This is a genomic window from endosymbiont of unidentified scaly snail isolate Monju (assembly GCF_000801295.1).
GTDB lineage: Bacteria > Pseudomonadota > Gammaproteobacteria > Chromatiales > Chromatiaceae > MONJU.
Genome location: NZ_AP012978.1, coordinates 2,282,073 through 2,294,151 on the forward strand (window position 1 = coordinate 2,282,073; position 12,079 = coordinate 2,294,151).

Annotated in this window: 11 protein-coding genes; 5 read left to right on the plus strand and 6 right to left on the minus strand. The window is 66.3% G+C overall.

All coding sequences use genetic code 11. From position 1 onward, the window contains the following. Window position 1: 1 nt before the first annotated feature. Genes pstA through EBS_RS11015 form a run of 3 tightly spaced genes read right to left on the minus strand, consistent with a single transcriptional unit; the run spans window position 2 to window position 3,752 of the window. The gene (pstA, locus tag EBS_RS11005) at window positions 2-1,297 is read right to left on the minus strand and encodes a phosphate ABC transporter permease PstA (RefSeq protein ID WP_043108710.1); all 1,296 of its coding nucleotides are present in this window, start codon (window positions 1,295-1,297) and stop codon (window positions 2-4) included. After that, entirely contained in the window at window positions 1,290-2,672 is a 1,383-nt protein-coding gene (gene pstC / locus EBS_RS11010) for a phosphate ABC transporter permease subunit PstC (protein WP_043108712.1), read from the minus strand. The genes pstA and pstC overlap by 8 nt, the downstream gene beginning before the upstream one ends. A 45-nt stretch (window positions 2,673-2,717) precedes the next feature. Beyond that, a complete protein-coding gene (locus EBS_RS11015) occupies window positions 2,718-3,752 on the minus strand; it encodes a PstS family phosphate ABC transporter substrate-binding protein (protein WP_052199542.1) in 1,035 nt (344 codons plus the stop codon). Between the two features lie 96 nt (window positions 3,753-3,848). On the opposite strand from EBS_RS11015, the gene abc-f reads away from it, so the two are divergent. The 3 genes from abc-f (at window position 3,849) to arfB (ending at window position 7,170) form a co-directional block, all read left to right on the plus strand. Then, complete coding sequence (gene abc-f, locus EBS_RS11020) at window positions 3,849-5,801, plus strand: ribosomal protection-like ABC-F family protein (protein ID WP_043108714.1); 1,953 nt, start codon at window positions 3,849-3,851, stop codon at window positions 5,799-5,801. A 356-nt stretch (window positions 5,802-6,157) separates the two neighbouring features. Continuing rightward, window positions 6,158-6,748 carry a class I SAM-dependent methyltransferase gene (locus EBS_RS11025; RefSeq protein ID WP_043108715.1) on the plus strand — a complete coding sequence of 197 codons (591 nt, stop codon included), beginning with the start codon at window positions 6,158-6,160 and terminating at the stop codon, window positions 6,746-6,748. Continuing rightward, window positions 6,748-7,170, plus strand: coding sequence for an alternative ribosome rescue aminoacyl-tRNA hydrolase ArfB (gene arfB, locus EBS_RS11030; protein ID WP_043108716.1), 423 nt, complete (start codon window positions 6,748-6,750; stop codon window positions 7,168-7,170). Before EBS_RS11025 ends, arfB begins: the two co-directional genes overlap by 1 nt. Before the next feature lie 255 nt (window positions 7,171-7,425). Here the strand turns inward: arfB and EBS_RS11035 are convergent, their stop codons facing one another. Then, the gene (locus EBS_RS11035; RefSeq protein ID WP_043109753.1) at window positions 7,426-7,899 is read right to left on the minus strand and encodes a YbhB/YbcL family Raf kinase inhibitor-like protein; all 474 of its coding nucleotides are present in this window, start codon (window positions 7,897-7,899) and stop codon (window positions 7,426-7,428) included. Between the two features lie 192 nt (window positions 7,900-8,091). On the opposite strand from EBS_RS11035, the gene EBS_RS11040 reads away from it, so the two are divergent. After that, on the plus strand, window positions 8,092-9,210 hold the full coding sequence (locus EBS_RS11040; RefSeq protein WP_043108717.1) for a PQQ-dependent sugar dehydrogenase: 1,119 nt from the start codon (window positions 8,092-8,094) through the stop codon (window positions 9,208-9,210). 94 nt (window positions 9,211-9,304) lie between these two features. Here the strand turns inward: EBS_RS11040 and groL are convergent, their stop codons facing one another. Both groL and groES read right to left on the minus strand, forming a co-directional pair. Continuing rightward, window positions 9,305-10,939 carry a chaperonin GroEL gene (gene groL, locus EBS_RS11045; protein ID WP_043108719.1) on the minus strand — a complete coding sequence of 545 codons (1,635 nt, stop codon included), beginning with the start codon at window positions 10,937-10,939 and terminating at the stop codon, window positions 9,305-9,307. Then, on the minus strand, window positions 10,936-11,250 hold the full coding sequence (gene groES / locus EBS_RS11050) for a co-chaperone GroES (protein WP_043108720.1): 315 nt from the start codon (window positions 11,248-11,250) through the stop codon (window positions 10,936-10,938). The genes groL and groES overlap by 4 nt, the downstream gene beginning before the upstream one ends. Window positions 11,251-11,458: 208 nt before the next feature. Here groES and EBS_RS11055 point away from each other — a divergent pair, with 208 nt between their 5' ends. Beyond that, window positions 11,459-12,055: a hypothetical protein gene (locus EBS_RS11055; RefSeq protein WP_043108722.1), complete on the plus strand. Its 597-nt coding sequence runs from the start codon at window positions 11,459-11,461 to the stop codon at window positions 12,053-12,055. Window positions 12,056-12,079: the final 24 nt, after the last annotated feature.

Here is a 12,079-nt window from a genome sequence, read left to right on the forward strand (position 1 = left end):
CTTACCAGCGTTTCTCGAAGCGGCGGCGCAACAGGATGGCCACCAGGTTCATCAGCACCAGGAACAGCAGCAACACCAGGATGGCCGCCGCGGTACGTTCCATAAAGGCGCGTTCGGGGCTGTCGGCCCACAGGTAGATCTGCACCGGCAGCACCGTGGCCGGATCGGTAATGCCCTGCGGCACATCGACGATGAAGGCCACCATGCCGATCATCAACAGGGGCGCGGTCTCGCCCAGCGCCTGCGCCATGCCGATGATGGTACCGGTGAGCATGCCCGGCAGGGCCTGCGGCAGCACGTGGTGAAACACCGTCTGCATGCGCGAGGCGCCGATGCCCAGTGCTGCCTCGCGGATCGAAGGCAGCACCGCCTTGAGCGCCGCGCGCCCGGTGATGATGATGGTCGGCAGCGTCATCAGGGTGAGCACCAGACCGCCGACCAGCGACGCCGAACGCGGCAGGTCGAGAAAGTTCAGAAACACCGCCAGCCCCAGCAGGCCGAACACGATCGACGGCACGGCCGCCAGGTTGTTGATGTTGACCTCGATAAAGTCGGTCCAGCGGTTGCGCGGCGCGAGCTCTTCCAGGTAGATGGCCGCCGCCACGCCCAGTGGCAATGACAACGCCAGGGTGACCAGCAGGGCGTAGAAGGAACCGGCGAGCGCCCCGCGGATGCCGGCCAGTTCCGGCTCGCGCGAGTCGCCATTGCGGAAGAATGTCCAGTTGAAGAAGGTGTCGATCGCCCCCTCCGCGCGCAGGGACTCCAGCCAGTGGCGCTGGCGCTCGCTCAAGCGGACACCACCCGCCTCACCATGCTTGAACCACTGATCGACCTCGTCGTCGGCGAGCAACCAGAAGGCACGCCACTGCCCCAGCAGTTCAGGGTCTGCCACCACCTGGTCGCGCAAGGCCCAGGCCGCGCCGCTGCTCACCAGCCGGTAGAGCTCACGCTTCTCGCGGCGCTTGCGCGCCTCGGGGAAACGTGCGCGCAGGGCCTGCTTGATCACCCCCGCATAGTCACCGGCGCTCAACGAATCCAGCGAACCGTTGCCCTGGGGATCGAGGCGTTCGGGGTCCAGCCTCAGCTCGAGGCGGATGTGTGTCTGCCAGAAGGCCGACTGCCCCAGGCTCACCAGGCTGACCAGCATGACGGCCAGAAACGACAGCCCCAGCACGATGGCACCGATACCGGCCAGGCGCAACAGGCGGTCGCGCCGGCGGCGACGTGCCAGACCCTGCAGCACCGCCTCGCGGATGGCGCGGCGCTTGACCAGCGGCTTGTTCTTTTTCTTACTCATAGGCTTCCCGATAACGGCGTACGACGTACAGCGCCAGCACGTTGAGCAACAGGGTGGCCAGGAACAGCACCAGCCCCAGGGCAAAGGCTGCCAGGGTCTTGGGGCTGTCGAATTCCTGGTCGCCGACCAGCAGGGTGACGATCTGCACCGTGATGGTGGTCACCGAGTCCAGCGGATTGGCAGTCAGGCGTGCGCCCACGCCAGCGGCCATCACCACGATCATGGTCTCGCCGATGGCACGCGAGGCCGCCAGCAACACGCCACCGACGATGCCCGGAAGCGCTGCAGGCACCACCACACGCAACACCGTTTCGGCCGGGGTCGCGCCCAGCGCCAGCGAACCATCACGCAGTGACTGCGGCACGGCGGTGATCACGTCATCCGAGAGGGGCGAGACGAAGGGGATGATCATCACCCCCATCACCAGGCCGGCGGCCAGCGCGCTCTCGGAAGAGACGGCCAGGCCCAGCGACTCGCCCAGGCCGCGCACCAGCGGGGCCACCACCAGGGCGGCGAAGAAGCCATACACCACGGTCGGGATGCCGGCCAGGATCTCGAGCAGCGGCTTGATCCAGGCTCGCGCCCGCGCACCCGCAAACTCGGCCAGCCAGATGGCCGAGAACAGGCCGACCGGCACCGCCACTGCCAGCGCGATGCCGGCGATCATGAGCGTGCCAGCAAACAGGGGCACCATGCCGAAAGCACCGCTGGCACCCACCTGGTCGACACGGATGGCGATCTGCGGGCTCCATTCCAGGCCGAACAGGAAATCGCCCAATGGCACCGTCTCGAAGAAACGCAAGGCCTCGAACAACACCGAGAGGACGATGCCCAGGGTGGTGAGGATGGCGATCGAAGCACTCGCCAGCAGCAGCACATGAACTACCCGTTCAACGCTGGTACGCGCCCGCAAACCCGGATGCACGCGCAACAGCCCCCACCCCAGGCCGCCGAGGCCGACCAGCAGCAACAGCACTGGCAGGGCCATGTTCGACCAGCCTGACAGGCTACGGTAACGCTCGACCGCCGCAGTCAGCGCCGGATCGGGCACGCCCGAGGCGATGTTGCCAGTCGCCAGATTGCGGATGTCGTTGAGCAACAGGCTGCGCTCCGCCTCGGACAGCGTGCGCATCGACTCGGGCAGCGACTGCATCACAAGGTGGCCAATCACTGCCTGGTCGAAAGCCAGCCACAACACCAGCAGCACCAGCGGCGGCAACCCTGCCAGCAGGGCTACCCGGTAGCCGTGATAACGCGGCAGCGAATGCAGGCGCCGGGCATCGCCATCCACCCGACCCAGCACGACGCGACGCCCCAGCCAGTAAGCGGCCAGGGCGTACGCCACCAACAATAAAAACAGCATCGACAGGCTCATCTCGTTCCCTCGCCGCGCCCCGGCATCCCGGAGCGCGGCCGCCGGTCACAACTCGAGCGGTGTCAGTTCGCGCGCCGCCTTGGCAAAAGCGCTGCGCTCGTCTTCCGGCATGGGGATCAACCCCTTGTCCACCAGGTAGCCGTCATCACCCCAGGCCTTTTCACTGGTGAATTCCGCCAGGTACTCGCGGATGCTGGGAATGCGCCCCACGTGCGCCTTCTTCACGTAGAAGAACAACGGACGCGAGACCGGATAGCTGCCATCGGCGATCAGCTCGAACTCGGGTGCCACGCCATCGACCAGCGAACCTTGCAACTGGTCGGCATTCTGTTCCAGGTAGCTGTAGCCGAAGATGCCCAGCGCCCGCGGATTGGCCACCAACTTCTTGACGATCAGGTTGTCGTTTTCACCAGCCTCGATGTAGGGACCGTCCTCACGAATGGCATGACAGATGGCCTTGTAACGCTTCTTGTCCTGATGCTTGAGCGCCTTGATCCAGGCGAACTGCTTGCAGCCACCCTCCATCGCCAGCTCGGCAAAGGCGTCGCGCGTCCCCGAGGTGGGCGGCGGTCCGAGCACCTCGATACCCACGTCCGGCAGACTGGGATTGACCTGCTTCCAGGTCCGGTAGGGATTGGGCACACTCTCCGGCGCGGCTGGATCAGGCACCTGGCGGGCCAGCGCCAGGAACAGGTCCTTGCGGCTCAGGTCGAAACGCGGCGCCTTGCGCGAATTGGCAATCGCGATACCGTCGTAGCCGATCTTGATCTCGACGATCTCCTTCACCCCGTTGGCCTGGCACTTGGCGAACTCCGATTTCTTGATGCGCCGCGAGGCATTGGTGATGTCTGGGTGATTCACCCCCACGCCGGCGCAGAACAGCTTCATGCCACCGCCCGAACCGGTGGACTCGATACGCGGCGTCTTGAAGCGCGTGGCGCGACCGAAGTGCTCCGCCACCACGGTGGCGAAGGGATAGACGGTAGAAGAACCCACGATGTGAATGGTGTCGCGGGAGGCCGCCTGGGTCTGGGCGCCCAGTACCAGGGCCAGTGCACTGCCGAACAGCATGCGTTTCATTTCAGTAATCCTCGTTGCGTCATTCATCTTGCGACGCACATGCTGGCAGCGCTTTGTTACGGGAATGTGACAAGCGAGGAGGGGTACAATCCGCGCATGCTGCATTTCGACCATCTCACCCTGCGCCGCGGCCCGCGCCTGCTGTTCGAGGACGCCACCTTCCAGATCCATCCCGGGCAGAAGGTCGGTCTCACCGGTGCCAACGGCACCGGCAAGTCCAGCCTGTTCGCGCTGATCCTCGGCGAATTGCAGGAAGACAACGGCCACCACAGCCTGCCCGCGGACTGGACCATCACCCACCTGGCCCAGGAGATCCCCGCGAGCACGCAGCCGGCGATCGACTACGTGCTCGACGGCGATGGCGAACTGCGCCGCCTGCAAGGCGCACTGGTCGAGGCCGAACAGCGCGGCGACGGCGAACGCATCGCCCACCTGCACGCCGAACTGGAACACATTGGCGGCTATCAGGCCGAAGCACGCGCCGCGCAACTGATGGCCGGGCTGGGCTTCGCTCCCGGTGACGAACGGCGGCCGCTGGCCGACTTCTCCGGCGGCTGGCGCATGCGCCTGAACCTGGCACGCACCCTGATGTGCCGCTCCGAGCTGCTGCTGCTCGACGAACCGACCAACCACCTCGACCTGGACGCGGTGATCTGGCTGGAAAGCTGGCTGAAGAGCTATCGCGGCACCCTGCTGCTGATCTCGCACGACCGCGAGTTTCTCGACAGCGTCTGCGACCACATCCTGCACATCGAGCACCAGCATGCCATCCTCTACCGCGGCAACTACAGCGCCTTCGAGCGCCTTCGAGCGCCTTCGAGCGCCTTCGAGCGCCTGCGCGCCGAACGGCTTGCCGGACAACAGGCGGCCTACGAAAAGCAGCAACGCGAGATCGCGCACATGCGCGCCTTCGTCGATCGCTTTCGCGCCAAGGCCAGCAAGGCCCGGCAGGCGCAGAGCCGCCTGAAGGCACTCGAACGCATGCAGCAGATCGCCCCGGCGCATGTCGATTCCCCCTTCCATTTCACCTTCCGCCCGCCGCGCCGGCTGCCGCACCCGCTGCTGCACCTCGAGAAATGCAGCGCGGGCTACAACGGTCGGGCCATCGTCGAACACGCCAGCCTGGTACTCGCCCCCGGCGACCGCCTCGGGCTGCTCGGCCCCAACGGCGCCGGCAAGTCGACCCTGATCAAGCTGCTCGCCGGCGAACTCACCCCGCTGGAGGGCGAGCGCGAGGTCGCGCAGGATCTCGCCATCGGCTACTTCGCCCAGCACCAGCTCGAACAGCTGCACCCCGAACACAGCCCGGTCGAGCACCTGCTGCAACAAGACCCGTCACTGGGCGAACAGGATGCACGCGACTACCTCGGCGGCTTTGGCTTCGTTGGCGACCAGGCCCTGGCCCCGGTCGGCCCCTTCTCCGGCGGCGAGAAATCTCGCCTGGTGCTCGCCCTGCTGGTGCAACAACGCCCCAACCTGCTGCTGCTCGACGAGCCCACCAACCACCTCGACCTCGAAATGCGCCAGGCCCTGGCCACCGCCCTGCAGGACTTCGAAGGCGCCATGGTCATCGTCTCCCACGACCGCCACCTGCTGCGCACCGCCTGCGACCGCCTCGCGCTGGTCAACGGCGGGCGACTCACCCCCTTCGACGGCGACCTCGACGACTACGCCGCCTGGCTGAGCGACCATCGGCGCAGCGCCGGCAATCCCGCTGCCCAGGCCGCCTCCTCGACCCCGAAACGCGAGACCGCCGAAGACCGCAAGGCGCGCAAACGCGCCGAGGCCGAACGCCGCGCCCGTCTGCAACCCCTCAAGAAACGCCTCGCCCGTTGCGAACAGGCGCTGGAAGACCTGCAAGACCAGCGCCGCGCGCTGGAAGAACAACTCGCCGCCCCCGACCTCTACGAAGCGGAGAACAAGAACCGCCTCACCGAGCTGCTGAAACAAAAGGCCGAACTCGACCAACAGATCGAAGACGCCGAACTCGAATGGCTGCGCGCGGCCGACGCCGTTGAAACCGCCGAGACCGAGGAGACCTCACAGTGAGTCACAGATACAAGGAACTACAGACATGCAGGAGATCCGTCCTCGGGCCAAACCGTTCGCGGCGAGGACGCCGCTCCCTCCCTGTAGGAGGCCCGTCCTCGGGCCGAACCTCACCGGGCCGAAGGTTCGCGGCAAGGACGCCGCTCCGGCGTATGGACAACGTCGCCGAACACCCACCCGGCGAGACGCCAGATCGGCCAGCAGATCTGATCGATCTCTGGGAGAAACAGATTCGTGCCTGACAGGATCGATAACGCATCACGCAACCGGCTGGCAAGGACGCGTGGTCAACTCGAATGACTTGCCATGCCTGGACTCAGGCAAGATACCGAACTTCCCCGTACCGGAGGAGAGCCATGTGGGACCAGCGCTACAGCGACGATGACTATTTTTACGGCACCGCGCCGAACGACTTTCTGGCTACCAACGCCGGGCGGATACCGAACGGTCCGGTACTGTGCCTGGCCGAAGGCGAGGGACGCAATGCCGTTCACCTGGCCGGCCTGGGCTACCAGGTTACCGCCGTTGACAGCTCGGCCGCGGGATTGCGCAAGGCCGAGCGACTGGCACGCGAACGCGGGGTGACGCTCGAGTGCGTGCATGCCGATCTGGCCGACTACGACCTGGGCACGGCGCGATGGGCCGGTATCGTATCCATCTTCGCGCACCTGCCACCGCCGCTGCGCCGCCAGGTGCATGCGGCGATCCCGCGGGCCTTGCGTCCCGGCGGGATACTGCTGCTGGAGGCCTATACACCAGCACAACTCGACCACGGCACCGGCGGCCCACCGGTGGCGGAACTGATGATGGACGCGGCAAGCCTGCGCGACGAGTTGCCGGGCCTGGTCTTCGATCACCTGGCAGAATGCGAGCGGGAGGTAGTCGAAGGCAAGGGCCACCGGGGCACCGGGGCCGTGGTGCAGGCCATCGCGAGGAAGCCGACCTGATGCCGCTGCGCATTTCCCAGAAAGTGGTGATTCCCGACGAGGAGATCGCGCTGAGCGGCATTCGCGCCCAGGGTGCGGGCGGGCAGAACGTGAACAAGGTTTCCAGCGCCATCCACCTGCGCTTCGATATCCGGCGCTCTTCGCTGCCCGATTTCTACAAGCAACGCTTGCTCGCGTTACACGACACCCGCATCTCGAAAGACGGGGTCGTCACGATCAAGGCACAACGTTTCCGCACCCAGGAGCGCAACCGCGAGGACGCCCTGGAGCGGCTGGCCGAGCTGATCCGCAGGGTCGGCCGGGTGCAGAAGCAACGTATCCCTACCCGACCGACGCGGGCGGCGAAGGAACGGCGGATCACGGAGAAGAAGCGCCGCAGCCAGCACAAGCGACTGCGCGGAAAGGTCAGAACCTTCGACTGAACTCGCCCGCCTGCGAACCGGGGCCGCCTAGTTCACCCCCTCCCCAGTCCTCTCCTCTCGAGGGAAGAGGGGGGCTTGGCGGCGGCGCCAAGGCAATTGCCGCAACCCTTGTCCCCATCTTCCTGGCACCCTTCGCGACCTCGGCGGCCTCACTCGATCATCTTCGCGATGAATCCACCGCGCACGGCCTCGCACCATCCCACGCCCCGGATGCTGGCCCGCGGTCTGCGTCCGGGCTAGGCGGTCGTTCAGCGCTCAAGGCCGCTGGTAGGTCCCCATCAGCACCGCCTCGTCCAGCACCTGCCCTTCCATGGCCTCGAGCAGTTCGGCCTTGGTGAGGGGGTCGGTGAAGGGCAGCACCACCTTCAGTGCATACAGCTTGAAGAAATAACGGTGGCGTCCGATGGGCGGGCAGGGCCCGCCGTAGCCGGTGCGTTTCCAGTCGTTGATGCCCTCTTTGGTGCCCGACGGCAGATCGGCCGGCGCCAGCCCCTCGGGCAGGCCGGTACTGTCCGCCGGCAGGTTGTAGAGCACCCAGTGCACCCAGGTCATTTTCGGTGCGGCCGGATCGGGCGCGTCGGGATCGTCCACGATCAGCGCCAGGCTGCGCGTGCCCTCGGGCACATCGTTCCAGGCGAGGGGCGGCGAGATGTCGTCACCGTCGCAAGTGTAGCGGGCGGGAATACTGCCACCGCGGGGAAACGCGGATGACGAGATCTCGAAGGCCATGGCAGGTACCTCCAGTACCAGGAACAGGGTCAGGATCAGGAAAACCGGGCGCATCATGTCCTCCAGCATTGGTGCCATCGGGAAGAAATGCAAGTCTGCGAGCCTGCAGAGACGCCGATCGACTCCCCCACTCACGGCGAAGACCAGGAGAAGAAACGGGAATGAAGCAACTGTCAGGGCTAGACTGCCTTCATGAGCTTACGCTACTTCGCCCTGCTGTCCTGCCTGCTGCTGCGCCCCACGGGCACCGCGGCCGCCCCGGTCGATACCGAGCTGCACCGGGTCGACTGGCAGGTCGTGGTCTCCGGGCTGGATCACCCCTGGTCGCTGGCCTTTCTGCCCGACGGGCGCCTGCTGATCACCGAGCGGGTCGGGCGCCTGCGCCTGGTAGAGGCGGACGGTCGCCTGCACCCGAAGCCCATCGCCGGCCTGCCACCCATCCACCCGTACGGCCAGGGCGGCCTGCTCGACGTGGCGCTGCCCCCCGACTTCGCCCGCAGCCGGCGAGTCTATTTCTCTTTCGCCGAGCGGGGGCCGCGCGGCCATGGCACGGCCGTGGCCTTCGGCGTGCTGCGAGGACACCGCCTGGAGAATGTGCGGGTGATCTTCCGCCAGCGGCCGAAAACCGCCGAGACCCGCCACTTTGGATCGCGGCTGGTATTCGATCGCCAGGGCCATCTGTTCATCACCCTGGGCGACCGCGGCAACCGCTCCTCGGCCCAGGACCTGCGCCGCCACGCCGGCTCGCTGATCCGCATCGACGACGGCGGCATACCGCCGGACAACCCCCTTGTGGGACGCTCCGATGCGCAGCCGGAGATCTGGAGCTATGGTCATCGCAACATGCAGGGGGCCGCACTGCACCCGCTCACCGGCAAGCTCTGGATCCACGAGCACGGTCCCCAGGGCGGCGACGAACTCAACATTCCGGAAGCGGGCAAGAACTACGGCTGGCCGGTGATCACCTACGGTCGCGAGTATTTCACCGATCTGCCCATCGGCGAGGGAACCCGCAAGCCGGGCATGGCGCAGCCCATCCACTACTGGGAGCGCTCCATCGCGCCTTCCGGCATGACCTTCTACACCGGTGACCGCTTCCCGCGATGGCGTGGCGACCTGTTCATCGGCTCGCTCAAGTTCCGCCTGCTGGTGCGCCTGCACCTGGACGACGATCGGGTGGTGCACGAGGAACGCATGCTGGCCGACCGGCTCGGGCGCATCCGCGACGTGCGCCAGGGCCCCGACGGCCTGATCTACCTGCTCACCGACGCCGACGACGGCAAACTGGTGCGCCTGCTGCCCGCCCAGTGAGGTCCAACAGGGCCGGCATCAAGGCTCCCCCGGCGTTCACAAAAAACCCCGGCGTGATGCCGGGGTGGTTGTGAGGACAAGACCCTCGGATGGATCAGAAGTCCATGCCCGCGTCCATGCCACCGGGCGCGGCGGCAGCCTCCTTCTTGGGCTCCTCGGCAACCATGGCCTCGGTGGTGCGCATCAGGCCGGCGATGGAGGCGGCATTCTGCAGGGCAGAACGGGTCACCTTGGCCGGGTCGATGATGCCCATCTCGAGCATGTCGCCGTACTCCTCGGTCTGGGCGTTGTAGCCCCAGGCGCCTTCCTTCTCGCGCACCGCCTGGACCGCCACGCTGGCCTCGCCACCGGCGTTGGCGACGATCTGGCGCAGCGGCTCTTCCATGGCGCGCAGGGCGATCTGCACACCGGTCTCCTGGTCGGTGTTGGCGGTGTCCACGCCCTTGTCACGCAGCGTGCTGGCGATGCGCACCAGGGTCACGCCACCCCCGAGCACGATGCCTTCCTCGACCGCCGCACGGGTGGCGTGCAGGGCGTCGTCCACCAGGTCCTTCTTCTCCTTCATCTCGACCTCGGTGGCAGCGCCGACCTTGACCACGGCCACGCCACCGGCCAGCTTGGCCACGCGCTCCTGGAGCTTCTCGCGATCGTAGTCCGAGGTCGTCTCCTCGATCTGGGCACGGATCTGCTCCACCCGGGCCTCGATCTCGTCCTTCTTGCCGGCGCCGTCCACGATGGTGGTGGTCTCCTTGGTGATCACCACGCGGGCGGCCTCGCCCAGGTCATGCAGCTTGGCCTTCTCGAGGCTCAGGCCGACCTCTTCGGAGATCACGGTACCACCAGTGAGGATGGCGATGTCCTGCAGCATGGCCTTGCGGCGATCGCCGAAGCCCGGCGCCTTGACCGCAGCGGCCTTGAGGGTGCCGCGCAGGTTGTTGACCACCAGGGTGGCCAGCGCCTCGCCTTCCACGTCCTCGGCGATGATCAGCAGCGGACGGCCGGCCTTGGCGGCCTCCTCGAGCACCGGCAGCAGGTCGCGGATGTTGGAGATCTTCTTGTCGTGCAGGAGGATGTAGGGCTTCTCCAGCTCGACGTGCATCTTCTCCTGGTTGTTGACGAAGTAGGGCGACAGGTAGCCGCGGTCGAACTGCATGCCCTCGACCACCTCGAGCTCGTTCTCCAGCGACTTGCCTTCCTCGACGGTGATCACGCCGTCGCGGCCGACCTTCTCCATGGCCTCGGCCAGGATCTCACCCACATCGGAGTTCCAGTTGGCCGAGACGGTAGCCACCTGGCGGATGCTGTTGCTGTCGTCGCAGGGCTTGGCGATGGACTTCAGCTCCTCGACGGCGGCCTTCACCGCAGCGTCGATACCACGCTTGAGGTCCATGGGGTTCATACCGGCGGCAATGGCCTTGTGGCCCTCGCGGATCATGGCCTGCGCCAGCACGGTAGCGGTGGTGGTGCCGTCACCGGCCACGTCCGCGGTCTTGGAGGCCACCTCCTTGAGCATCTGCGCGCCCATGTTCTCGAACTTGTCCTTGAGCTCGATCTCCTTGGCCACCGACACCCCGTCCTTGGTGATGCGCGGCGCGCCGAAGGACTTCTCGAGCACCACGTTGCGACCCTTGGGGCCAAGCGTCACCTTGACCGCGTCGGCCAGGGTGTTCACACCGGCGAGCATGCGCTCGCGGGCGTCCTCGTGAAACTTGACGATCTTCGCGCTCATGCTGCCTTCACCTCCTTATCCGCATCCTCGATCACGGCCATGATGTCGGACTCGCGCATCACCAGCAGCTCCTCGTCGCCCAGCTTGACCTCGGTACCGGAATACTTGCCGAACAGCACCCGGTCACCCACCTTCAGGTCCAGCGGACGGCGGCTGCCGTCTTCCAGGATGGCGCCGTCACCCACGGCGATCACCTCGCCCTGGATGGGCTTCTCCTGCGCGTTGTCGGGAATGATGATGCCTCCGGCCGTCTTGTTCTCGGCGTCGATGCGCCGCACGACGACCCGGTCATGCAAGGGACGAATGTTCATGAACTCGTACTCCTTCAGCTCTGGTGAACTGTGGTCACTAACCGAATCAACAGGAGTCGCGGGCCGATCGGCCCGTCGCAGCAGCCAGATGGGAACGCCCACACGGTTTTCAAGAGGGATTCAAGCGATACAAAACCACAAGGTTTTCGAAGGAATTTTCCAGTGTACTGGCCTATTTGAAAGGAGGGAGAAGTCACCAGGAGGCACGATGACCGACGAGACGCGCATCCGTACCGAGACATCCCTGCCCGAGTACTTCCGGCGTCGCCTGCACCGCCACGCCGAACGCCTGCGCCCCCCGCCCCACGAAGACACCCTCTGGTACCTGGGCGAACTGCTGCACCGCTTCCGCCGCAGCGAACACTTCTTCGAAATCCACGAAGGCCGCCTCGCCCAGCGCCCGCTGGCCCTGCTCTACGGCGAGGCCCAGGCTGCCACCAGCCAGCGCGAGCGCTGCCTGCTGCTGCAGCGGCTGGGCGATCTGGCGCTGTTCCTCGGGGCCTTTTTCCCCGACCGCTACGCGCGCTGGGGTATCCGCCGCGAGTACTTCATCGGCATGGGCAGCGCGGCCTATGACTACCTGGCCGACAGTGCCGCGTCGCACCGTCACATCTACCGCGAGCTCACCGCCAGCTTCGTGCGCATGCTCGAGCTGCTCGCCGCCGCCGGCTCGCGCCGCCGCAACACCGACCACGAGGAGATCCTGCGCCTGTACGCGCACTGGATGGCCACCGGCGACCCGCGCGCCGAGCAGCAACTGCGCGCTCTGGGCATCGCACTGTCCGATACCGACGGGGCACATTGATACTTGCAAACATTCGGCCCGGGG